General features: G+C 66.7%; 23 protein-coding genes. 12 read left to right on the forward strand and 11 right to left on the reverse strand.

Features of this window, described 5'->3' with window-relative positions:
- Positions 1–521, forward strand: a 521-nt coding sequence (locus tag AC1DYI_RS05130) for a sensor histidine kinase (RefSeq protein ID WP_477202998.1), incomplete at its 5' end; no start/stop codon positions are given.
- Positions 518–1,168 (forward strand): response regulator transcription factor, encoded by a 651-nt coding sequence (locus AC1DYI_RS05135; protein WP_477202999.1) that lies wholly within the window; start codon positions 518–520, stop codon positions 1,166–1,168. The genes AC1DYI_RS05130 and AC1DYI_RS05135, both read left to right, overlap by 4 nt.
- Here the strand turns inward: AC1DYI_RS05135 and AC1DYI_RS05140 are convergent.
- Positions 1,165–1,869, reverse strand: a complete 705-nt coding sequence (locus AC1DYI_RS05140) for a TetR/AcrR family transcriptional regulator (protein WP_477203000.1) — start codon at positions 1,867–1,869, stop codon at positions 1,165–1,167. The two genes, AC1DYI_RS05135 and AC1DYI_RS05140, sit on opposite strands and share 4 nt — an antisense overlap.
- A gap of 190 nt (positions 1,870–2,059) precedes the next feature.
- Here AC1DYI_RS05140 and AC1DYI_RS05145 point away from each other — a divergent pair, with 190 nt between their 5' ends.
- Complete coding sequence (locus AC1DYI_RS05145; protein ID WP_477203001.1) at positions 2,060–3,622, forward strand: methyl-accepting chemotaxis protein; 1,563 nt, start codon at positions 2,060–2,062, stop codon at positions 3,620–3,622.
- A gap of 47 nt (positions 3,623–3,669) precedes the next feature.
- A complete protein-coding gene (locus AC1DYI_RS05150; RefSeq protein WP_477203002.1) occupies positions 3,670–4,158 on the forward strand; it encodes a hypothetical protein in 489 nt (162 codons plus the stop codon).
- Between the two features lie 9 nt (positions 4,159–4,167).
- Here AC1DYI_RS05150 and AC1DYI_RS05155 read toward each other — a convergent pair whose 3' ends face one another.
- From AC1DYI_RS05155 to AC1DYI_RS05165, 3 genes are all read right to left on the reverse strand, one after another.
- Complete coding sequence (locus AC1DYI_RS05155) at positions 4,168–4,557, reverse strand: cupin domain-containing protein (RefSeq protein WP_477203003.1); 390 nt, start codon at positions 4,555–4,557, stop codon at positions 4,168–4,170.
- 2 nt (positions 4,558–4,559) lie between these two features.
- Positions 4,560–5,666 carry an extracellular solute-binding protein gene (locus AC1DYI_RS05160; protein WP_477203004.1) on the reverse strand — a complete coding sequence of 369 codons (1,107 nt, stop codon included), beginning with the start codon at positions 5,664–5,666 and terminating at the stop codon, positions 4,560–4,562.
- A 92-nt stretch (positions 5,667–5,758) separates the two neighbouring features.
- Positions 5,759–6,400 (reverse strand): helix-turn-helix domain-containing protein, encoded by a 642-nt coding sequence (locus AC1DYI_RS05165; RefSeq protein ID WP_477203005.1) that lies wholly within the window; start codon positions 6,398–6,400, stop codon positions 5,759–5,761.
- 127 nt (positions 6,401–6,527) lie between these two features.
- Here AC1DYI_RS05165 and AC1DYI_RS05170 point away from each other — a divergent pair, with 127 nt between their 5' ends.
- The 3 genes from AC1DYI_RS05170 to AC1DYI_RS05180 all read left to right on the forward strand — a co-directional run bounded on the left by AC1DYI_RS05170 (position 6,528) and on the right by AC1DYI_RS05180 (position 8,854).
- Complete coding sequence (locus tag AC1DYI_RS05170) at positions 6,528–7,784, forward strand: aromatic ring-hydroxylating oxygenase subunit alpha (RefSeq protein WP_477203006.1); 1,257 nt, start codon at positions 6,528–6,530, stop codon at positions 7,782–7,784.
- A 130-nt stretch (positions 7,785–7,914) separates the two neighbouring features.
- Positions 7,915–8,631 (forward strand): class I SAM-dependent methyltransferase, encoded by a 717-nt coding sequence (locus AC1DYI_RS05175; RefSeq protein WP_477203007.1) that lies wholly within the window; start codon positions 7,915–7,917, stop codon positions 8,629–8,631.
- Between the two features lie 70 nt (positions 8,632–8,701).
- Positions 8,702–8,854 carry a hypothetical protein gene (locus AC1DYI_RS05180; RefSeq protein WP_477203008.1) on the forward strand — a complete coding sequence of 51 codons (153 nt, stop codon included), beginning with the start codon at positions 8,702–8,704 and terminating at the stop codon, positions 8,852–8,854.
- A 54-nt stretch (positions 8,855–8,908) separates the two neighbouring features.
- Here AC1DYI_RS05180 and AC1DYI_RS05185 read toward each other — a convergent pair whose 3' ends face one another.
- Positions 8,909–9,151: a hypothetical protein gene (locus AC1DYI_RS05185; RefSeq protein WP_477203009.1), complete on the reverse strand. Its 243-nt coding sequence runs from the start codon at positions 9,149–9,151 to the stop codon at positions 8,909–8,911.
- Between the two features lie 222 nt (positions 9,152–9,373).
- Positions 9,374–10,390 carry a 1-aminocyclopropane-1-carboxylate deaminase gene (locus AC1DYI_RS05190; RefSeq protein ID WP_477203010.1) on the reverse strand — a complete coding sequence of 339 codons (1,017 nt, stop codon included), beginning with the start codon at positions 10,388–10,390 and terminating at the stop codon, positions 9,374–9,376.
- A 126-nt stretch (positions 10,391–10,516) separates the two neighbouring features.
- Between AC1DYI_RS05190 and AC1DYI_RS05195 the strand changes: the two genes are divergently transcribed.
- Positions 10,517–11,044, forward strand: coding sequence for an Lrp/AsnC family transcriptional regulator (locus tag AC1DYI_RS05195; protein WP_477203011.1), 528 nt, complete (start codon positions 10,517–10,519; stop codon positions 11,042–11,044).
- On the opposite strand, the gene pdxR is transcribed toward AC1DYI_RS05195, so the two are convergent.
- On the reverse strand, positions 11,007–12,494 hold the full coding sequence (gene pdxR, locus AC1DYI_RS05200; RefSeq protein ID WP_477203012.1) for a MocR-like pyridoxine biosynthesis transcription factor PdxR: 1,488 nt from the start codon (positions 12,492–12,494) through the stop codon (positions 11,007–11,009). The two genes, AC1DYI_RS05195 and pdxR, sit on opposite strands and share 38 nt — an antisense overlap.
- 85 nt (positions 12,495–12,579) lie before the next feature.
- Between pdxR and AC1DYI_RS05205 the strand changes: the two genes are divergently transcribed.
- On the forward strand, positions 12,580–13,047 hold the full coding sequence (locus tag AC1DYI_RS05205) for an OsmC family protein (RefSeq protein ID WP_477203013.1): 468 nt from the start codon (positions 12,580–12,582) through the stop codon (positions 13,045–13,047).
- Position 13,048: 1 nt separating this feature from the next.
- Positions 13,049–13,681, forward strand: coding sequence for an FMN-binding negative transcriptional regulator (locus AC1DYI_RS05210; protein WP_477203014.1), 633 nt, complete (start codon positions 13,049–13,051; stop codon positions 13,679–13,681).
- On the opposite strand, the gene betI is transcribed toward AC1DYI_RS05210, so the two are convergent.
- From betI to AC1DYI_RS05230, 4 genes are all read right to left on the reverse strand, one after another.
- Positions 13,670–14,332: a transcriptional regulator BetI gene (gene betI / locus AC1DYI_RS05215; protein ID WP_477203015.1), complete on the reverse strand. Its 663-nt coding sequence runs from the start codon at positions 14,330–14,332 to the stop codon at positions 13,670–13,672. The two genes, AC1DYI_RS05210 and betI, sit on opposite strands and share 12 nt — an antisense overlap.
- A gap of 82 nt (positions 14,333–14,414) precedes the next feature.
- Positions 14,415–15,683 (reverse strand): aminomethyl transferase family protein, encoded by a 1,269-nt coding sequence (locus AC1DYI_RS05220; protein WP_477203016.1) that lies wholly within the window; start codon positions 15,681–15,683, stop codon positions 14,415–14,417.
- A gap of 4 nt (positions 15,684–15,687) precedes the next feature.
- Positions 15,688–17,235 carry a phytoene desaturase family protein gene (locus AC1DYI_RS05225; RefSeq protein ID WP_477203017.1) on the reverse strand — a complete coding sequence of 516 codons (1,548 nt, stop codon included), beginning with the start codon at positions 17,233–17,235 and terminating at the stop codon, positions 15,688–15,690.
- On the reverse strand, positions 17,232–18,839 hold the full coding sequence (locus tag AC1DYI_RS05230; RefSeq protein WP_477203018.1) for a phytoene desaturase family protein: 1,608 nt from the start codon (positions 18,837–18,839) through the stop codon (positions 17,232–17,234). Before AC1DYI_RS05230 ends, AC1DYI_RS05225 begins: the two co-directional genes overlap by 4 nt.
- 171 nt (positions 18,840–19,010) lie before the next feature.
- Here AC1DYI_RS05230 and AC1DYI_RS05235 point away from each other — a divergent pair, with 171 nt between their 5' ends.
- Together AC1DYI_RS05235 and AC1DYI_RS05240 are read left to right on the forward strand one after the other, a co-directional pair.
- Positions 19,011–20,192: an acyl-CoA dehydrogenase family protein gene (locus AC1DYI_RS05235; RefSeq protein WP_477203019.1), complete on the forward strand. Its 1,182-nt coding sequence runs from the start codon at positions 19,011–19,013 to the stop codon at positions 20,190–20,192.
- Positions 20,189–21,328 carry an ABC transporter ATP-binding protein gene (locus AC1DYI_RS05240; RefSeq protein ID WP_477203020.1) on the forward strand — a complete coding sequence of 380 codons (1,140 nt, stop codon included), beginning with the start codon at positions 20,189–20,191 and terminating at the stop codon, positions 21,326–21,328. The genes AC1DYI_RS05235 and AC1DYI_RS05240 overlap by 4 nt, the downstream gene beginning before the upstream one ends.

Genomic DNA, 21,328 nt, shown 5'->3' on the forward strand with positions numbered 1-21,328 from the left:
GCCATGCCGTGCGTTCGCTGCTCGAAGAACCGCTGCTGCTGCTGGAGCCACTGGCGCAGCGCCTGCGGGTGCGCATCGCGGTGCAAGCAGAAGGCGAGCCCGAGATCGACTGCGACGGCGTGATGATCGAGCAGGTGCTGGTCAACCTGCTGCGCAATGCGCTCGAATCGCTGCCGGTGGCCGACAGCCCCGGCCAGCACGCCGTGCCGCCGCCCGACACAGTGACCGTTCAGCTGCGGGTCGACGATGGCCATGTCGTCGTCAGCGTGGCCGACCGGGGCCATGGCCTGGCCGACCCGGCGCAATTGTTCCAACCTTTCTACACGACCAAGTCCGACGGCATGGGCCTGGGCCTGGCGATCTGCCGCACGGTGATCGAAAGCCACGGCGGCCGGCTCTGGGCCGAGCCGCGCGAGGGTGGCGGCACCTGCTTCCACTTCCGCCTGCCGCTGGCCGGCGACACTGGGCCCGTCATGGCCGCTGCGGCGGTACCCTCACCTCTTCACACGCCTGCCGAATGAGCAACGCTTCTGCCACCATCGCCCTGATCGACGACGACCCTTCCGTGCGCCGCTCGCTGGCCATGCTGCTCGACACGCGCGGCTGGGCCAGTGTCGAGTTCGAGCGCGCACAGGACTTTCTCGACGACCCGCAGCCCGAGCGTTTTGGCTGCCTGGTGCTCGACGTGCGCATCCCCGGCATGAGCGGGCTCGAGCTGTACGACGCGCTGACGCGGCGCGCGCAGCGCAGCCTCGCCTACATGCCGCCGGTGCTGTTCCTGACCGGCCATGGCGACATCCCGATGGTGGTGCAGGCGCTGAAGCAAGGCGCGGCCGACTTCCTGGAAAAGCCGGCTGACCCGCGCACCTTGATCGACGCCATCGGCCGCGCGCTGGCGACCGACCGCGAAGCCCGCCGCACGCACGAGGGCCGCGCCGGCCTGGTTGCCTCGATCAACGAGCTGACGCCGCGCGAACGCGAGGTGCTGGGCGAGATGATCAACGGCTATCTGAGCAAGCAGATCGCCGCTCACCTGAACATCAGCACCAAGACTGTCGAGGCGCACCGGCTGCGCATCTACCAGAAGTTCAACGTGCACACCAGCATGGAGCTGGCCGCACGGCTGCGCGATGTGCCGCCGAGCCTCTGGCAGAACGCCTCGGCCTAACCTGAATCTGTGGTGGCATCCGTCAACAGCACCCGTTCGACCGCGACCATGACCTGGTCGATGTAGGTGCGACGCATCAGCGCAGCGTCTGACCACGGGTAGCGGCGGTTGACCAGCGCAGCCTGCAGGTAGCCCAGCATCATCGCGAAGCGGATGTCGCCGGCCAGCTTGAGGTGCGTCGGCCCGGCGCCGATCTCGCGCGCCACGTCGGCCGTCACGCCCTGCACCAGCTGCAACAGCTCGCCATACACCGGCACCTGGGTCAGCCCAGCCGTGGGCGTGTTCTGCGTCACCTTGTCGGTCTGGTAGACGAGCCGGTAGTGGTCGGGGTGGGTCTCCCAGTAGCCGATGAAGGCCTCGATCATTGCGCGCTGGCGCGCCCGGCCGCTGTGCTGCGCATCGACCGCCGCGCGCATCTCGTCACAGGTGGCGCGCAGCACCGCCTGCCACAGCCCGCGCAGCAGCTCGGCCTTGTCGGCGAAGTAGCGGTAAGGCGTCATCACCGACACCCCCACCTGCTCGGCCACTGCACGCATCGTCACCGCGTCCAGCCCGCCGCCGGCAAATAAGCTCATGGCCGCGTCCATCAGCTCTTCGCGCAGCTGCTGCGCGTCTTCCGCACTGCCGCGACGCACACGCCGGCGGGTGGGCGCAGCCACGGGTTCGGCAGCGGCCTCGGCGGTGGAACGCGATCGCGGCATCGTCACATCTCCCCTTCGGCAGCGACTCAGGCAGAGCTGAGTGGCCAATCAGTGTATTTATACATAAATTTACTTGTTACTTTATCTATTGCCAACCCCGCTTCGAGCCGAAAGTCAGGTCAGCGTGAAGGTGCCGGCGTCGCCCGTCCCCTCCCCGTCCGATCTTTCTCTCTCGACTTGGGAGCCTGCGATGAGTTTCATGAACAAGCTGTCGGTGCGCGGCAAGCTGGCACTGGCCTTCGGCTGCGTGCTGCTGCTGATGGGCCTGCTGGGTGCGCTGGCGGTGCTGCAGCTGTCGCGGGTCAACGACCAGACCGAGTCGCTGCTGGTCTACCGCCTGCCCGGCGTGCGTGACAGCCTGCGCATGGCCGAGTCCGCCACCCGCTACCGCACCCGCGAGTACCGGCTGCTGGTCAGCGACATCGGCGAGCTGCCGCAAGCGGCCGAACGTCTGAAGCAGTCCGAGGCCGAGTTCGACGCGGCGCGCAAAGCCTATGCCGAGTTCATCGTCGACGACCAGGAGCGCCAGCTCTTCGAGGCGGCGATGGTGAGCTGGCAGGCTTACCGCGGTGAGTCAGGCAAGCTGGTGGAGCTGCTGCAGACGGGCGACGCCGAGGCCGCGCGCCAGCAGGTCGTCGGCGTCGGCGTGAAGCGGTTCGAAGAGGCCATCGGCGGCATTCGCAAGCTGGCCGAGTACAACGACGAGCACGCCAAGGTCGATGCGGCCCTGGCCCAGCGCATCTTCCGCAACAGCCGACTCGGCGTGATCATCGCAGTGCTGATCGCGATCGGCGTCGCCATCGGCCTGGGTGGCCTGATCGGCCGCGCGATCGCGAACCCGCTGAACGACGCGGTCGGCCTGGCGCGCACCGTGGCCGCCGGTGACCTGACACGCAGCAACGAAACCCAAGGTACCGACGAGGTCGCGCAACTCGGCCGCGCGCTTGGCGACATGGTGCAGAAACTGCGCGAGGTGGTGAGCGACGTGCGCAGCGGCGTCGAGTCGGTGAGCACCGCGTCATCGCAGATCGCGACCGGCAACATCGACCTGAGCCAGCGCACCGAAGAACAGGCCTCGAACCTGCAGCAGACGGCGGCGTCGATGGAAGAGCTGACCTCGACGGTCAAGCAGAACGCCGACAACGCGCGCGCTGCGTCGCAACTGGCCGCCGGTGCGGCCGCGGTGGCGGCGCGCGGTGGCCAGGTGGTGGGCAACGTCGTCACGACGATGAACGACATCACGACCAGCTCGCGCCGCATCGCCGACATCAYCAGCGTGATCGACGGCATCGCSTTCCAGACCAACATCCTSGCGYTGAACGCTGCCGTCGAGGCYGCSCGCGCCGGYGAMCASGGCMGKGGYTTYGCGGTGGTGGCGGSCGAGGTGCGCAACCTGGCGCAACGCTCGGCGCAGGCAGCGAAAGAGATCAAGGTCCTGATCGAGCAGAGCGTCGAGAAGGTCGACACCGGTGCCCGCCTGGTCACCGAAGCGGGCACGACGATGGACGACATCGTGCGCCAGGTCCAGAAGGTGACCGACCTGGTGGGCGAGATCTCGGCGGCGAGCGTTGAGCAGTCCAAGGGCATCGAGCAGGTCAGCCACGCCATCGCGCAGCTCGACCAGGTCACGCAGCAGAACGCCGCGCTGGTGGAGGAATCGGCCGCCGCGGCCGAGAGCATGAAGCACCAGGCCGCTCAGCTCGCCCAGACGGTGTCGATCTTCAACGTCGGCGGCCACCTGCAGGCGGCCTGACCCAGCAAGCACATCATCCCGCCGGGCATCGGACCCGGTGATCCCGCATGAAGAAGTTGTTTCGTGATCTGGGCTGGCATGGGTTGCTGGTGGTGGGAATGGCCGCGCTGCTGTTACCTGCCGCCGGCATTGYCACACTGGACGCGCTGGACCTCTATGACCTGAGCGGCGGCGGCTCGGCGCCACGCGCCAAAGCGTCGGACCCGACACCGGAGCCCGCGCCCGCGTGGCTCGACCCGCTGAACTTCGTCGCACAGACCGTCGACGGCCACGTGGTGACGCTCGAGGTGGCGATCGACGCGCCCGACAAGACCACCCACCGCGCGCTGGCTTCTGACACCGCGCAGCTGATGCTGCTGCTGAAGCTGCAGGTCGGCACGATGCCCGCGACCGAGTTGAAGGGCCCCGGTGGCATCGAGCGACTGGCCACCCGCATGTTGAATGCGTTGCGGGACTACATGGGCGACGATGCCGACGACCAACTGGTGCAGGTGCGTCGAGTAGCGATCGGCAACCTGGTCGTGCGCCGGCCTTGAACCTGCGCGTTAGAAGCGGTAGATGACGCTGTTGAAGTCGGCGACCGCGAAGGCGTAGAGAAACTGCAACTCTTCGTCGTGCAAGTTGCGGATGCCGTGTTCGGCATCGCCGGGGATGAAGACCAGTGTGCCCGCCGACACGTCGTGGCTGACACCATCGATCGTGACTTCACCACGGCCCGCGAGCATGAAGTAGGTTTCGGGTTGGGTGTGCCGGTGCGGCGACAACGCTTCGCCAGGCCGCAGCCGCGCCACGCCCATCACCATGTTGGCGCCTTCGGCCGGGTTGCTGCCGAGCAGGTCCTTCCACGTGATCTGCCCACGCTCGGCCACCTGCTCGGCTGGCCAGCCTTGCCAGTCGAGATCAGCCAGCCGACGAACGATCGCCTGCGTGGCCATGTCTAGCGACCTGACTTGTAGCGCAACCAAGCCTTGTTGTAGGCCCTGAGCACGTCGTCTTCCTGCGGCGTGTACGAGAACAGATCGCCCATCGTCGCGTCGGTCAGGTACAGCGTCGGGTCATTCGCCAACTCGGGCGCGACGAGCGTCTTGGTCGCCGACACCGCGCCCGGGTAGGTGATCTGGTTCGTCGTCTCGGCGGCGATGTCGGGCTGCAGCAGGAAGTTGATCCACTTGTACGCGGCCTCCTTGTTGGCCGCGTCTTTCGGGATGCCCATCATCGTGAACCACAGCCCGCCCTGGCCCTTCGGCGAGATGAAGCGAATGTCGTAGTCGCGCCCCGCCGCCTTGGCGCGTCGCTTCATCACATGCACATCGCCCGACCAGCCGTTGGCGATGCACAGGTCGCCGCCGGCGAAGTCGTTGATCATGTTGTACGAGAACAGCTTCACATGCGGGCGGATCTTCATCAGCTCCTTGTGCGCGTCGTCCAGGTCTTTCAGGCTGGCGCTGTTCGGGTCGCGGCCCATGTGGGCCAGCGTCATCGTGTAGATCGACGAAGAGTCGATCAGCCCGATGCCGCACTTGGCAAACTTGGCCGCGTACTCGGGCTTGTAGAGCAGATCGAGGCTCAGCGGCGGCAGCTCGCCACCGAACGCCTCGCGTGCGCGGGTCACGTTGATCACCATCGCCTCGATGCCGTAGACATACGGCACGCCGTAGCGGTTGCCCGGGTCGGTGATCGCGACCTTCTTCATGATGCCCGCATCGAGGTTGGCGCGGTTCGGGATCCTGGTCCAGTCGATCGGCTCATAGATGCCGGCCTCGATCTGCTTGGCCATGTAGTTCGAACTGGGGTAGACCACGTCGTAGCCGCTGCGGCCCGACAGCAGCTTGGCCTGCAGCGTGTCGTCGCTGTCGATGACACCGTAGTTGACTTTGATGCCGGTCGCCTTCTCGAACTTCTTGACCACTTCGGGGCCGATGTAGTCGGAGAAGTTGGCGACGTTCAGCTGGCCCTGCGCAAAGGCCAGCGGCGCCGCCAAACCCAGCAGCGCACCAAGGCACCACCGCATGACGCGACGACAAGGGGCAGGTTGATCGGTCATGGGCGGTACTCCTGAAGACCTGCGATCGATACTACTATACGGTTGTACAACAAGCACATCAGGGTATCTGCTGTGATTTGCTGGCCGGCCGTTCAACAGTAGACCCACAGCACGCGCGCAATGCGTTGCGTGCGGTTGGCGTAACGCGTCGGTGCGCCGCTCGGCAGTTGGCACGCATCGCCTGGGCCCAGCGTGCAGGGCTCGCCGTTCCACCACACTGTCACCTCGCCTTCGAGCACATACATCGCCTGCTCTTCATGCTCGACCAATGCGCGTTCGCCGGTGTCAGCGCCCGGGGCCAGCTGGCTTTCCAGCACGCACAAGCGGCCCGCCATCGTCGGCGACACCAGGTGGTCGACGAAGCCATCGGCATAACGCAGCGTGCGCCGCTCGGCAGGCCGCGTGGCCCAGCTGTGCGACGGTGGTTCGGCCAGATAGAAGTAGCCGCCCGGCACACCCAGCCGCTCGGCGATCAAGTTCATGTCCAGCACCGTCGGTTGCGACAAGCCTCGCTCGATCTGCGAGATGAATCCCACCGAACGGCCGGTCGCGTCGGCCAGCTCGGTCAGCGTGACGCCCACGCGCTTGCGCAGATCACGCACCAGCGAGCCGAGCGGGATCTCGGCAGCGGCCTTGCGGCGCGGGCGCGCGGGCTGGCCCGTCTTCTTGGCGGCCGGCTTGGCGGTTGTCTTCTTGGCAAGCTTGGCAGGCGATGCAGAGCGGCGTGTGGGCATGGCGATCCAGCGATTCGATGAAGGGCCCGCGGGACTACCCTGAGGCCGCGGTGGGTGTTTTGCCTTGTGCGCTGATTTTCAGCTTCGTATAATTTTTACACCATTTTTTCATGGCAGGAGCGTTTCGGTGAGCACCATTCCCCTCGTCCACGCACCGATTGCCCAGCTGCCCTCGCCAGATGCGCTGCACGCCGCGATGGCGGCCTACCGCCCTGGCCATGCACTGCCGCGCGCCTTCTACAAAGACCCGGCAATCTTCCCGCTCGACATGCACCGCTTCGTGCTCGCGCACTGGCACTGCGTGGGCCACGTCAGCATGGCGGCCGAGCCGAACGACTTCTTCACGGTGGACGTTGCCGGCGAGTCGGTCATCATCACCCGCGGCAAAGACCGCGAGCTGCGCGCGCTGCTGAATGTGTGCCGCCACCGCGGCTCGCGCGTCTGCACCGAGCGCGAGGGCAAAGCCCGCGGCGGCGTCTTCATCTGCCCGTACCACGCGTGGACCTATGACTGTGCCGGTGCGCTGCAAACCGCACGCCTCGCACCGCCCGATTTCAGCAAAGCCGACCATGGCTTGAAGCAGTTGCCACTGCGAGTGGCCGAGGGCCTGGTCTTCGTGACCTTCGCGCAAGAGCCGCTGGGTTTCGAGCACGTCGAGCAGGTGTTCGCTGCTTCGCTGGCCCACTACGGCTGGGCCAACGCCAAGGTCGCCGCGCGGCGGATGTACATGATCGATGCGAACTGGAAGCTCGTCGACGAGAACTACCAGGAGTGTTACCACTGCGGGCCGGCGCACCGCGAATATTCGAAGCGCCACGTCTTCGCCCGCCCGCAGGAAGCGCGGGTCGACGCCGACGCACTGATGTGCGCACGGGATCAAGAGCTCGGCATCGCCATCGACGATGTCGACCACTTCGCTCTCTCGGCCCAACCCGGCCAGGAAGCCGCCGACTGCAGCCGCTCGGCACTGGTCGACGGCTGTGTCACCGGCAGCGAGGACGGCCGCCCGGTCGCGCCGCTGATGGGAGCGTTCAAGGGCAAGGACTACGACGGCGGCTTCATGTTCGTCGACGTCGGCGTGACGACGAACTGCGTCGCCTACCCCGACTACGGCCTGGTCTACCGCACCGTGCCGCTGACAGTGGACAAGACCGCGTTCGAGCTGATCTGGCTGGTCGACCCCGAGGCGGTCGAAGGACGCGACTACGAGGTCGACAAGCTGATCTGGATGTGGGACCACACCAGCCTGGAAGACAAGAAAATCATCGAGCTGAACCAGGCTGGCGTGAATTCGGCCTTCTTCGAACCCGGCCCCTACACGCCGATGGAAGACGACGCAGCACGCTACATCGAGTGGTATGTCGAGACAATGAAGCGGGTGTGATGCGGCGTACTGCCGCCAAGCGGCAGTAAAGACGGGTGGATCGGGCCAGGCACAGCGCCGATCGGCCCCATACTCGTCGCGCACCCCACTTTGTCTCGAAGCGCTCCGCGCGGGCTTCGTTCCCCGCGCCGTGCCAGGCTACCAGACCAAGCAAGAAACCGTCGCCATCGTCGGCGCCGAGCCGTTGACGATCCGATCGCTGCTCGACCGCAACCAGTTCGCCGATCCTTTGGGTGCGGCCGAACGCCTGGGCATCTCGTCCGCATCCTGGCCGATGTTCGGCCTGCTGTGGCCCTCTGGACATCACCTCGCCGCGCGCATGGCGCTGCGGCCGGTCAAGGTCGGCGAACGCATCCTGGAACTGGGCTGCGGCATTGCGCTGGCCAGCCTGGTGGCTCATCGGCGCGGAGCCGACATCACGGCCAGCGACCGCCATCCGCTGACCGACGGCTTTCTGCTCGAGAACCTGCGCCTGAACGGCCTGGCACCGATGAAGTACCGCCATGGCGATTGGGACCTGTCATCCCCGCCCCGCGACGCCGACAGCGTGGCCGCATCGGCACCGGTGTGTGGCGAGTACGGCCTGCTCGTCGGCAGCGACCTGCTCTACGACCGCGACGCCAGCACCGCGCTGGCAGGGTTCATCGGCCGCCACGCGGGGGCGCAGGCTGAGGTCTGGATCGTCGACCCGGACCGCGCCAACCGCTCGATCTTCAACCGCGGCATGGCCGCGCTGGGATTCGATCGGCGCGAGGAGCGGCTCGACTRCATCGCCTCACCGGGCGTGCTGGCCTACAAGGGCCGCTTGYTGCTGTACCAGCGAGGTAGGTCGAGCGAAGCAGCGTGAGGTGACCACGACGGTGCCTCGTGAATGGCGACAATGTGCGACGTCATTCAAGGCCTGTCACCGACCCCTCATGCTGTTTCTCAAGCTGGCCGCCGCCGCGGTTCTTCTCATGTATATCGTCAGCAGCTCGTTCCGAGGCAAGCTGATCTCCGACATGGCCGATGGGCAGCTCTACCCCTACCTTTTGAACGGCGCGCTCGCCTACGTCCTGCTGATCTTGTGAAGCGCGGCCAGCCCACTTGGCGTCAGCAACGCTGGGCGAGCTGAGCCGGGCTCTTCAGTGACACTGGCCGACTGCCACCTCGGCCACTTGTTTGGCAGGGTGCTGCTTGGCTGCGTGGGCGTCCAGCAGCCAGCCGATGTCCGCGGCCGTGCCGACGACAACGTAGTGCGGCGGCTGATCGCCCCCGGCTGGCATCTCCAGCAGGAAGCCGGGCCGGGCCGTGAACTCGATCAGGTCGAGCGAAGCCAGCTTGACCGCCAGTTCGAGCTCGTGGATGGTGATGTCGTCGACTTGCATAGGCTTTCCTTCGCTTGAAATGCATAACTTCAGAAGCAAGCAGTTCGCTGGCGAGCAGGTTGGAAAACCTTGGGTTCGACAGAGGACGCTCACTTAAGAAGACGGAAAACTTCGAGCAACTCAGACAACAGTTTGAACCGGTACGGGTAAATACCGAGATTTGCGGTCGACCGACCGCCGCCAGCGTGACCGGTTAGATGGGCGGACCCACCCGGGCCCGCCCTAGCCATTGCGGAACAGGAAGCTGTAGGCGTTCAGCGCCGGTACACCGCCCAGGTGGGCGTAGAGCACCTTCGAGCCCGGTGCGAACTCGCCGCGCCGGACCATGTCGATCATCCCGTGCATCGATTTGCCCTCGTACACCGGGTCGGTGAGCATGCCCTCCTGCCGCGCGCACAGGCGGATCGCTTCCAGCGTGCCTTCGTTGGGCAGGCCGTACTCGGGCCCGCCGTAGCGCGTGTCGAGCACGATGTCTTGGTCGGTGATCGGGCGGCCCAGCTCGACCAGCTCTGCGGTGTGGCGCGCGATGCGCAGGATCTGAGCCCGCGTCTTTTCGGGCTTGGCCGAGGCGTCGATGCCGATCACGCGGTCGGCCCGGCCGTCGGCCGCGAAGCCCACCACCATGCCGGCTTGCGTGCTGCCGGTGACCGAGCAGACGACGATGTAGTCGAAGCGCAAGCCCAGTTCCGCCTCTTGCGCACGCACTTCTTCGGCGAAGCCGACGAAACCAAGGCCGCCCAACGGGTGCTCGGAACAGCCCGCGGGAATGGGGAACGGCTTGCCGCCGGCCCGGCGAACGTCTTCCAGCGCCTGTTCCCAGCTCGGGCGGATGCCGATGTCGAAGCCGGCTGCGTCCAACCGCACGTCGGCGCCGAGGATGCGCGACAGCTCGATGTTGCCGACGCGGTCGTACACGGCATCCGAATAGTTGACCCAGTTCTCCTGCACCAGCACGCACTTCATCCCCAGGTGGGCGGCCACGGCCGCGACTTGGCGCGTCTGGTTCGACTGGATGCCGCCGATCGACACCAGCGTGTCGCAGCCCTGCGCCAGCGCCTCGGGGATCAGGTATTCGAGCTTGCGCGTCTTGTTGCCGCCGAAGGCCAGGCCGCTGTTGCAGTCCTCGCGCTTGGCATACAGATCGACCTGGCCGCCCAGGTGGGCACTCAGGCGCTTCAAGGGCTGGATCGGCGAAGGGCCAAAGGTCAGCGGATGAYGGGGGAAACGATGCAAGTTCATGGCAGGCACTCCGGCAAGGGCGAATGGCTGCCATGCTAGAAAGAACGCTGCTTCACAGGGTTGCGAAGTGGAGGCCATCGACGCATCATCCGCAAGTTCAGACGCTCATCATCAGCCGTTCATTGCATGAGAAAGATATCTTCCGCAACAAAAGTTCGTCGCTCGTCGCGACTGGTGTCACAGGCCTCGCTGACCAGCGAGATTGACCGCACCGACAAGGCCATCCTGCGGCTGATGCAGCGCGACGCGTCGTTGTCGAACGTGGCGCTGGCGGCCAAGGTCAACTTGAGCCCGCCGGCCTGCCTGCGGCGCGTCGAGCGGCTCAAGCAGATGGGGCTGATCACCGGCATCGTTGCGCTGCTGAACCCACGCGCGCTCGATGCGGGCATGCTGGTGATGATCGGCGTCGTGCTCGATCGCTCCACGCCCGACTCGTTCGCCGATTTCGAAAAAGCCGCCGCCAAGGTCTCGGGTTGCATGGAGTGCCACGTCGTGACCGGCGAGTTCGACTACTTCATGCTGATCCGCACGCGCGACAACGACAGCTTCAACCAGCTGCACGCCGAACAGTTGCTGCACCTGCCCGGCGTGCGGCAGATCCGCTCGTTCCTGGTGCTCAAGCAGGTGTTGTCGACGACGCAGTTCCCGATTTGACGGCCACGCGCCGCAGCAGCGGCGTGATCGCCTCCACCGCGCGCTTCAGCGCCGCCTCGTCGTAGCCCGCATAGCCGAACAGCCAGCCGCGTCGGGTCGACTCGATCGCGTAGCGCGACAGCGGCGCGAGCATCACACCCGCTTCGAGCGCGCGCGCCGACAGCACATGGTCGGACGAGCCGGCACGCACTTCGTGCAGCAGGTGCAGGCCGTGGTCCAGCGGGGGAACCTGCAGCGCACCGTCAGTGGCTTCGGCCAGCAAGTGGCGCAGCACGGCCTGGCGCGCCGGGTACAGCTCGCGCATGCGGTTCAGGTGGCGAAGCAGATGGCCTTCGCCGATGAAGCGCGCGAGCACTGCCTGCTGATCGCCGGGCGCATGGCGATCAACCACTGCACGCGCCACCGCAAAGGCCGGCAYCAGCGCCGGCGGCAGCACGATGAAGCCCAACCGCAGGCCTGGGTGCAGCGCCTTCGAGAAGGTGCCGACATACAGCGTGCGGTCGGCCTGCAGCAGGCTGCCCATCGCCGGCAAGCGGTGCGCGCCGTACTGGAACTCGCCGTCGTAGTCGTCCTCGACCACCCAACCCTCGTGCGCACGTGCCCACGCCAGCAACGCCAGCCGCCGCGGCAGGCTCATCCGCACGCCGGTCGGGAACTGGCAGCCCGGCGTGGTCACCACCAGCTTCGCCTGCGGCCAGCGCGCGGCGCCTTGCTCGATGTCCAGCCCTTGGTCGTCCAGCGGCACCGGTCTCGTCACCACCCCCTGGCCCGACAGCGCCGCACGGATGCCCGGGTAGCCCGGATCCTCGACCATCACCTCGTCGCCCGGGTCCAGCAGCATGCGGCCGATCAGGTCGAGCGCCTGCTGCGAGCCCGAGCACACCAACACCTGCGCGGGGTCGCAGCGCAAGCCGCGTGACGCCCACAGCCACTGCGCGATCGCCTCGCGCAGCGGTGGCCAACCGGCCGGGTCGAGGTACTGCGCCAACGCGCGGCGCTCGGCCAGCGGCACCTGGCGCGACAGCCTGTCCCACAGCGCGTACGGAAAGCTCTCGACCTCCGGTGCGCCGATCCGAAACGGCACCGCCGGCTGCAGCGGCGGCTGCCAGCGCAGCGCGATGTCGGCGATCGATTGCCCGCGGCGCGAGAGCACTGGCGCCACCGCGCGCGTCACGCGCTTGCGCTGTGGCAGCTCGCCGAACCCCGGCGCGACGAAGCTACCGCGGCCGACGTACGCCTGCACATAGCCTTCGGCACGCAATCGCTCCATCGCCCACAGCACGGTGTTGCGCGACAGGCCGAGTTGCAGCGCCTGCTCGCGCGTCGGCGGCAGGCGCGCCCCCGGCTTCAAATTGCCCTGMTCGATCGCGCTGCGCAACTGGCGGTAGACCTGCAGCCGCAGCGGCGTGTCGTCCGCAGCGGGGGCACTCGCTTTGGCTCTGCGAACCATCCTGAATTGGCTCCTTCGTTGTGCAGCATAGCGCGTAAGCTGAAGGGCCAATACAGCCTCACCCGCACAAACCAAGGACCGCCCGATGGCCGAATACACCGCCCGCACGCTTTGGCAGCGTCAGCCGCACGAAGTCTTCACCGACCAGCGCTACAGCCGCCGCCACCTGCTGCAGTTCGACGGTGGCCTCGAAGTGCCCGGCTCGTCGTCGCCGCATTCGGTGCCGCTGCCCTATTCAGACCCCGCGGCCGTCGACCCCGAAGAGACGCTGGTCGCCTCGGTGTCGAGCTGCCACATGCTGTGGTTCCTGTCACTGGCCGCCAAGGCGGGTCTCGTCGTCGACGACTACCGCGACGACGCGAGCGGCACGATGGCGCGCAATGCCGAGGGTCGGATGGCGATCACGGTGATCACGCTGCGGCCCGCCGTTCGTTTTGCCGGCACATCGCCCTCGACCGAGGCGCTGCACCAGCTTCACCACCATGCGCACGACGAGTGCTACATCGCCAACTCGGTGAAAGCCGAGGTGCGCTGCGAACCGCAAGGATTCTGAGATGCACCTGCCGCAGTTCGCCAACAACGACCCCGCCGCCTGGCAGGCGCTGATGGCCGAGTCCCCGCTGGGCACCTGGTTCAGCGCGCACGACGGCGTGTTCCGCGCCGACCACGTGCCCTTCTTGTTCGACCCCGCGCACGGCCCGCACGGCACGCTGCTCGCACACGTCTCGCGCGCGAACCCGGTCTGGCGCAACCCGGGGCAGAGCCTGGTCGTGTTCAACGGGCCACAGGCCTACGTGTCGCCCAACTGGTACCCCAGCAAGCATGCGCACGGCAAGGCTGTGCCGACCTGGAACTACGCCGTCGTGCACGTGCATGGCCAGGCACGCGCCATCGAAGGGCGCGACGAACTGCTGGCGTTGGTCGAACGGCTGACCGCGACGCATGAGCACGGCCAAGCGCATCCATGGAAAGTGTCGGACGCGCCCGCCGACTACATCGACCAGCTGCTGCGCGCGATCGTCGGCATCGAGATCACGGTGGAGCGGATCGAAGGCCGCTGGAAGATGAGCCAGAACCGCAGCGAGGCGGATCGTGCCGGCGTGGCTGCCGGGCTGCAGCAAATCGGCAGCGAAGAAGCACGCGTGGTGGCCGCGCTGGTTCAGCCCGTGCCGGTGTCAGCCCAGTAGGTGCGCGATCGAACCGAGGCACACCGCCTTGGCTTCATCGACGCTGAACGACTTCGGGTCCAGCGACCACTGCAGCCACAGCCCTTCCATCAGGGCCATCAGCCCGATCGCCTGCAGCCGCGCGTCGATCTTCAGCTTGCGCTTGGTGGCCAGGCGCTCGAACTGGGTCTGGAAGTGGGTCAAGTCCTGCTTGTACAGCGCCCGGTCCAGCCGCTTCAGCTCGGGGTTCTTCGGGATCACGCTGTAGAAGCCGAGCCAGATGCCCAGGTACTCCTGCTTGAACATCGCCGGGTTGAAGTTCTTCGAGATCGTGGCGCGGATCGCCTCCTCGGGCTCGAGGCTGCCGTCCATCATGTCCTGCGTGTAGTAGGCCCACTCGTCGCACAGCTTGCGGTAGGACTGCAGGATCAGCTCGTCCTTCGAGCCGAAGTGGTGGTTGATCAGGCCGCGCGAAACGCCCGCCTCTTCGCAGATGCGCTCGATGGTCGTGCCGGAGTAGCCGTACTTCGCGATCGAACGCGTGGTCGCCTCGATCAGCATCAGCCGCCGCACCTCGGGCAGCTCGCGGCTGCGCGAGGCCGATTCATCGGATGCGGGCTTGGCGCTGCGCTTGGCAACACGTTTGGCGAGGGGCGACAGCGCAGAGGTCATGGACGAGCGGGCAGGTGAAGGCCGGTTCATGGCGGTCGCGGCGATTGTAGGGACGACGCGTTCAGTGCCGCGCCCCCCGCCCTCAGCGTTCGACCGGCGGCGTCGCGCGCCGCCGCGCCGGCAGGTAGAACGGCCGCTCGACGATCCACGCTCGTACGTTGCGGCGCTCCCAGTGCAACTCGCGGTTCAGGTACAGGTCGACCCAGAGGTCGCCTTTGCTGTCGAAATGCGGCGCATCGATCTTCGCGATCGCGAGGTTGCGCTTGCAGGTGGGCGACCAAAGTGCGGCGGTGATCTCGCCGACCTGCTTCTCGTTGGCCTTGTCCGAATAGACCAGCGAGCCGTGCGCTGGGTGCTTGCCGTCCAGCTCCAACCCGACCAGCTTGCGCCGCACTCCGCGCTGCTTCTCGGCCAGCAACGCACGGCGGCCGGTGAAGTGGCCCTTTTCCATCGCCACCGTCCAGTCCAGGTTCAGCTCCCAGGGCGAGCTTTCTCGGCCGATGCGCACGGTGTGCATGCACGAGATGAAGTCGACATCGGGCAGGATGAAGCCGGCCTCGATGCGGGCCATGTCCAGCGCCTGGTAGCCGATCGGGCGGATGCCGCGCACATGGCCGGCGATCATCAACCGGTTCCACAGCAGCGCCGCGCCCTCGGGGGCGATCCACAGTTCGTAGCCCAGGTCACCGGTGAAGCCGGTGCGCGAGACCATCAGCTCGTAGCCCTCCCAGCGGTGGTGCGACATGCCCATCGCGGTCAGCGTCTCCAGCCCCTGCAGGCCGAGCGCCTTCAGCACCGAGTAGGACGTCGGACCCTGCACCGCCAGTGCAGCGACTTCTTGCGTGACCTCAGCGATCGACACGTCGTAGCCGATCGCCGAATCGAGCAGCCAGTCGAGCTGGCGCTCTGCGGTGCACAGACGAAACTCCTGCGGCCCGAAGCGGAACACCGTGCCGTCGTCGATCACGTGGCCGTTGTCGTCGCACCAGACGGTGTAGATGACGCGGTTGACCTTCAGCTTGCGCAGGTCGCAGGTGACGACGCGATTGAGATACGCCTCCGCATCCGGCCCGGCGACCCGGTACTTGATCATCGGCGTCAGATCGAAGATCGAGCAGTTGTTGCGGATCGCGAAGTACTCCTGCTCGACCGACGAGTAGACATCGGGCACGCAGTAGCCGGCCCAACCGACGAAGACATCGGTCTGGATCCAGGGCTGGCTGGCTTCGTAGAACGGCGTGTGCCGCAGTGGGCGGCGGTAGTGGGAGTTCGAGGGCGCCAGCAGGCCGGGCGCCAAGGCAGGCCGCGGCACTTGCGCGGACATCGGCGAATCGGTTTCAGTCAGGCTCATCGCGTCACACTCCTGCCAGAACTTGGGCCGCGGCGTTGCGGCCCGCATGGCCCATCAAGCCACCGCCCGGATGGCTGCCGGCGCCGCAGAGGAAGAATCCGTCCAGCGGCGTGCGGTACTGCTGCGCCCGCGGGAACGGGCGGTTGATGAAGAACTGGTCGAAGTCCAGCGCACCTTGGTGCCAATGGCCACCGGCCAGGCCGAACTCGCGTTCCAGGTCGATCGGCGTCAGCAGCTCGCTCGCCGTCACCAATGCGCCGATGCCAGGAGCCAAGCGCTCCAGCGTGGCGAGCACCGCCTGCTGCAGTCGTTCGCGTGCGGCGTCCGGCTCAGGCCCCAGGTCGTACGGCACAAACTGCACCAGCACCGACATCACATGCTGGCCGGCGGGTGCCAGCGACGGGTCGTTGACTGTGGGCAGCGTGATTTCCAGCGCCGGGTTCTCGGGCACCTCGCGGTACTTCGAGGGGTTGAACGCCAGTTCGAGGAAATCCATGCTCGGGCTGTGCACGATGCGGCCGGCGAGTGCCGATGGGTCCAGCCCGGTGAAGCGCGGCAGGCCCGACAAGGCCAGGTGCAGCTTGCCCACCAGGCCGCGCGCGCGGTGGTGGTCGACGCGGCGCACGAAGCCGGTGTCCAGGTGCTGCGGGCCGACCAGCCTCATGAAGCTGCTGCGCGGATCGGCGCTGGAGACCACTGACTTGGCAGCGATCGTTTCGCCGGACGCCAAGCGCACACCGCACGCCTTGTCGTCTTCGACCAGCACGCGATCGACGCGCTGGTTCAGGCGCAGATCGCCGCCGACCGATTGCAGCGCGGCCACCATCGCGTCAGCCAGTGCACCCATGCCACCGGCCGGCTGTTGCAAGCCCCCGGCGCCCTGCTCGCCGGCCAGCCGCGTCAGCCAGGTCAGCACGGTGCCGGGCGAGCGCGGGCCGTAGTCGGCGCCCAGCGTTGCGTCGAAGGCCAGCGCACCTTTGAGCAGCGCGTCGTCGAGGTTGTCGTCGAGCAAGTCATAGGCGTTCATACCGGCGATGCGAAGCAGCTCCTGCATCCCCTGCCGGCCCAACATCCGCAGGCGCAACGCGAGCTTGCCCATCGCGATGCGATCCCCCCACGTGTCCATCGTCAGCTGCGGGGGCGTCATGCCCAGCACGCTGTGCACCACCTGCGCGTAGCGCGCCAGCCGCTCGCGCAGTGCGGCATAAGCCGCCGCGTCGGTGGGGCTGAGGCCGAGTCCGCTGGCTAGCGCCGCATCGAGGCGCCGCGCGGCACCGCCTTCGCCGAGCGCAAAGGTCGGCAGATCGCGGCCGGCCATGCGCAGCCCGTGGCGCTCCAGCTGCATGTCGCGCATCAGTTGGCCGGGAAACGCGAACAGCAGGTGCGCGCAGGCAGAGACCTTGAAGCCCGCGGCAAACTCGCGCGTCACCGCGGCACCTCCGGCGCGAGCCGCCGTCTCCAGCACCAGCACCTTGCGCCCGGCCTTGGCCAGGTCGAATGCGCACGCCAGACCGTTGTGGCCCGCACCAATGACGATGGCATCAAAGCTCATTGCAACGTGCTCCTTAGACCGAGGTCTTCAAGCACACTGCGCGCCGCGTTCGCCCCCGGCGCACCCATCACACCGCCACCCGGGTGAGTGCTGGAGCCGCACAGGTACAGGCCTTTGACTGGTGAGCGGTACTGCGCGTAACCCGGCACCGGCCGGTTGAACAGCAGCTGGTCCATCGTCAGCTCACCCTGGAAGATGTTGCCCTCCGTCAGCCCGACCTCGTTCTCGATGTCCCACGGCGTGCGGATCTCGGCGTGCAGGATCAGGTCCTTGAAGTTCGGGCTGTGCGTGCTGATCGCATTGATCACCGTGTCGCCAAAAGCCTGCCGCTTCTCGGGCGTCCACGGCCCGTCGGCCAGCTCGTACGGCGCGTACTGCACGAAGACCGACATGTAGTGCTTGCCTTCGGGCGCCATCGTCGGGTCGATGATCGACGGCAACAGCATGTCCACATACGGGTGGCGCGACCAGCGGCCGGCCTTCCAGTCGTCGTAGCCACGCTCCAGGTCGTCGATCGACTCCGAGATGTGCATGTCGCCGCGGATCGCCGGTGAATCATCCGGCAGCAGCGGAAAGTCCGGCAGCCCGTCGAGCGCGATGTTCAGCTTGCCCGACGAGCCGCGGATCTTGAAGCGCTTGACGACATTGACAAAGTCGGCCGGCAGTTCCTTCTCGTCCATCGATTTCAGGAAGGTGCGCTTGACGTCCATGTTCGAGACCACCGTCTTCGCATGGATCTCTTCACCCGACGACAGCGCCACACCGGTCACGCGTCCGTTCTTCGCCATGATCTGCTCGACACCGGCCGCGACGCGGATTTCACCGCCGCTGGCCTTGAACGACTCACCCATCGCCTTGGTGATCGCGCCCATGCCGCCGCGGGCGAAGCCCCAGGCGCCGACCGAGTCGTCGATGTCGCCCATGTAGTGGTGCAGCAGCACATAGGCCGAGCCGGGTGAACGGGGCCCCAGCGCGGTGCCGATGATCGAGGTGCCGGCGAGAAAGGCCTTGATCAGATCGTTCTCGAAGTACTCGTCGAGGTAGTCCGCCGCACTCATCGTGAAGAAGCGGATCGTGTCGTGCATCCGCTCTTCGCCGAGCTTGTGGAAGTGCTGGCCGAGGTAGACCAGCTCCATCAGATCCCGCGGGCGGAACGAGCACGGGTCGGGTGGCGTGCGCATCAGCAGCGGCTTGATGAACTTGCAGTGCCGCATCACGTCGCGCGAGAAGCGGTTGTAGGCCTCGGCGTCGCGCTTCGAGTGGCGCTCCAGCTCGCGCCGCATCGCATCTTCGTGGGCGTAGGTGGCCAGGCAGCGGCCATCGCGATGGAACACCGCCCCGCCCTCATACGGAATCACCTGCAAGCCGTACTTCGGCAGCTCCAGCCCGCGCACGATCTCTTGCCGCAGCAGGCTGCAGACGTAAGAGCAGTTCGAGTAGGTGAAGTCGGGGTGCAGGCTGCGGCTGACCGCGGCGCCGCCGATGTGCTCGTTGCGTTCGAGCACCAGCACTTTCAGCCCGGCCTTGGCCAGCAGGCAGGCGGTCACCAGGCCGTTGTGGCCCGAGCCAACCATGATCACGTCGTGGGAAGGATTGTTCGCCATCCGGGGCTCCGATTTGCGTCTTACTATACGAACGTTCAATGACCACGACAAGCGCGAATGTATGGTGCAACGGCAGAACCAGGGTTTGTTCGGGGTCGGGGCTTGCGCTGATTGACGCTCGTTCTTTACTGGCCTATCGTTCAATAGCGGTTGAAAAAGACGAGAACCTTCATGGCCTACCCCCTGTCGCCCGAGACCCTGGAATGGCAACGCAAGGCAAGAGCCTTTGCCGACGACGAGCTGATCCCGTACGAGGAACAGGCCGAGTTCAACGAAGGCGTGATTCCGCCTGAGGTGAAGGCCCGCCACAAGCGCATCGCGCAGGAGCTGGGCTTCGCCCGCATGGATGCGCCCAAGGCCCGCGGCGGTCTGGCCCTGCCGATGCTCGACCAGGTGGTGATCTGGGAACAGCTGGGCCGCGTGACCAACGCGTTGTGCTGGTGCCTGTCGGAAGCGCACGCCTGGATGTTCGAAGCCTGCAGCGAAGACCAGATCCAGCGCTATGTGCTGCCAACGATGCGCGGCGAGCGGGTCGAGTGTTACGCGATTACCGAGGGTGAAGCCGGTTCCGACAACGCGTCGATGAAGACCACGGCACGTCGCGACGGCGAGCACTACCTGCTCGACGGCGAGAAGTGGTTCGTCACCAGCGCCAACAAGGCCGACTACCTGTTCGTGCAGGCCGTCGTCGAAGACCCCGAAGCGCCGCCCGGCGCCCACGCCCTCTTCTTCGTCGACAAGGCCTCGCCCGGGCTGACGGTGATCGACAACCCGGCCTTCGGCCACACCTTCAGCTCGCACCACCCAACCTACCGGCTGGCCGGCGTGCGCGTGCCGGTGGCCAACCGCATCGGTGAGCCCGGTGCCGGCATGGACTACACCCGCAGCTGGTTCCGCCGCGAGCGGCTGATGATCGCGGCGCGCGGCTGCGGCGCAGCCGAGCGCATGATCGACATGGCACGCGAGTTCGCCGCCACGCGCATCGTCGGCGGCCAGCCGATCGCCGAGTTCCAGCTGATCCAGGCGATGCTGGCCGACAGCTTGACGGAGCTGTGGGCAGCGCGTCTGATGACGTACGAAGCCGCGGCGATGCAAGACCGCGGCGAACCGCTGGTGCTCGTCCACACCCACTGCTCGATGGCCAAGCTCTACGCCTCTGAAATGGCCAACCGCGTTGCCGACCGGGTGGTGCAAATCTTTGGCGGCCGCGGCTACATGCGCAGCAACGCGGCGCAGCGCTTCTGGCGAGAGCTGCGGGTCGATCGCATCTGGGAAGGCACGAGCGAGGTCCAGCGCTTGATCATTGCGCGCAGCCTGCAGAAGCGCGGCGTCGCGGAGCTGCTCGGTTCATGAACGCTGTTCCGCGTCCGCCCAGGCCGGCCCCTGCCGGCGGTGAAGACGGCTTTCTGCGCGTGGAGGGTGTGGTCAAGCGCTTCGGGCCGGCCACTGTCGTCGACCACTTGAACCTCTCAGTGCGTCGGCGCGAGGTGTTCGCGCTGCTCGGCAGCTCGGGCTGCGGCAAGACCACCTTGCTGCGCATGATGGCCGGGCTGGAGACACCGAGCGAAGGCCGCATCGTGCTCGACGGCGAAGACATCACCCACCTGCCGCCCTATCAGCGGCCGGTCAACATGATGTTCCAGTCGTATGCGTTGTTTCCGCACATGACGGTGGAGACCAACGTGGCCTACGGCCTGAAGCGCGAAGGCGTGGCCAAGGCCGAGATCGCCGAGCGCGTGGCCGATGCGCTGGAGCTGGTGCAGATGCGTGCCTATGCGCGCCACAAGCCCTCACAACTCTCCGGCGGGCAGCAGCAGCGCGTCGCGTTAGCGCGCAGCCTCGTCAAGCGGCCCAAGTTGCTGCTGCTGGACGAACCGATGTCGGCGCTGGACAAGAAGATCCGCCAGCAGACACAGTTCGAACTCGGCAACATCCTCTACAAAGTCGGCGTGACCTGCGTGATGGTCACGCACGACCAGGAAGAGGCAATGACTATGGCCGACCGGCTGGCCGTGATGAGCGAAGGCAAGCTGGTGCAGCTGGGCACGCCCGAAGAGGTGTACGAATCGCCGGCCACGCGCTTCGCGGCCGAGTTCATCGGCTCGGCCAATGTTTTCACCGGCACGGTCGTCGAGGGCGACGCCGCACGCATTGACTGTCCCGAGCTGCCCTCGCCACTGGCACTGCCGAACGCGATGAACGCGCGGCCCGGCGCCGAGGTCACGCTGTCTGTGCGGCCCGAGCGCATCACGGTGGCACTGGCCAACGGGCACGTGCCGTCGGGGGCTGACACCAACCAGGCGCTCGGCACGGTCGAGCAGATCGGCTACATGGGTAGCTACACGCTGTACTACCTGCGCCTGCCGTCGCAGCGCGTCGTCGTGGCCAACGTGCCACGCGGCGTGTTGATGGCGATGCCGCAGCAGCCGGACTACGGCGACACGGTCGAGCTGCACTGGTCGCCGCGCAGCCTGGTGGTGTTGAGCTAA

It is taken from the genome of Ideonella sp. P3_A4 (genome assembly GCF_056403075.1).

Excerpts from the sequence above, each read along its gene's own strand:
- AC1DYI_RS05135 (WP_477202999.1), top strand. The coding sequence starts at position 518 with ATGAGCAACGCTTCTGCCACCATCGCCCTGATCGACGACGACCCTTCC.
- AC1DYI_RS05140 (WP_477203000.1), bottom strand. The coding sequence starts at position 1,869 with ATGCCGCGATCGCGTTCCACCGCCGAGGCCGCTGCCGAACCCGTGGCT.
- AC1DYI_RS05155 (WP_477203003.1), bottom strand. The coding sequence starts at position 4,557 with ATGGCCACGCAGGCGATCGTTCGTCGGCTGGCTGATCTCGACTGGCAA.
- AC1DYI_RS05160 (WP_477203004.1), bottom strand. The coding sequence starts at position 5,666 with ATGACCGATCAACCTGCCCCTTGTCGTCGCGTCATGCGGTGGTGCCTT.
- AC1DYI_RS05165 (WP_477203005.1), bottom strand. The coding sequence starts at position 6,400 with ATGCCCACACGCCGCTCTGCATCGCCTGCCAAGCTTGCCAAGAAGACA.
- AC1DYI_RS05180 (WP_477203008.1), top strand. The coding sequence starts at position 8,702 with ATGCTGTTTCTCAAGCTGGCCGCCGCCGCGGTTCTTCTCATGTATATC.
- AC1DYI_RS05185 (WP_477203009.1), bottom strand. The coding sequence starts at position 9,151 with ATGCAAGTCGACGACATCACCATCCACGAGCTCGAACTGGCGGTCAAG.
- AC1DYI_RS05195 (WP_477203011.1), top strand. The coding sequence starts at position 10,517 with ATGAGAAAGATATCTTCCGCAACAAAAGTTCGTCGCTCGTCGCGACTG.
- AC1DYI_RS05205 (WP_477203013.1), top strand. The coding sequence starts at position 12,580 with ATGGCCGAATACACCGCCCGCACGCTTTGGCAGCGTCAGCCGCACGAA.
- AC1DYI_RS05210 (WP_477203014.1), top strand. The coding sequence starts at position 13,049 with ATGCACCTGCCGCAGTTCGCCAACAACGACCCCGCCGCCTGGCAGGCG.
- betI (WP_477203015.1), bottom strand. The coding sequence starts at position 14,332 with ATGACCTCTGCGCTGTCGCCCCTCGCCAAACGTGTTGCCAAGCGCAGC.
- AC1DYI_RS05220 (WP_477203016.1), bottom strand. The coding sequence starts at position 15,683 with ATGAGCCTGACTGAAACCGATTCGCCGATGTCCGCGCAAGTGCCGCGG.
- AC1DYI_RS05225 (WP_477203017.1), bottom strand. The coding sequence starts at position 17,235 with ATGAGCTTTGATGCCATCGTCATTGGTGCGGGCCACAACGGTCTGGCG.
- AC1DYI_RS05230 (WP_477203018.1), bottom strand. The coding sequence starts at position 18,839 with ATGGCGAACAATCCTTCCCACGACGTGATCATGGTTGGCTCGGGCCAC.
- AC1DYI_RS05235 (WP_477203019.1), top strand. The coding sequence starts at position 19,011 with ATGGCCTACCCCCTGTCGCCCGAGACCCTGGAATGGCAACGCAAGGCA.
- AC1DYI_RS05240 (WP_477203020.1), top strand. The coding sequence starts at position 20,189 with ATGAACGCTGTTCCGCGTCCGCCCAGGCCGGCCCCTGCCGGCGGTGAA.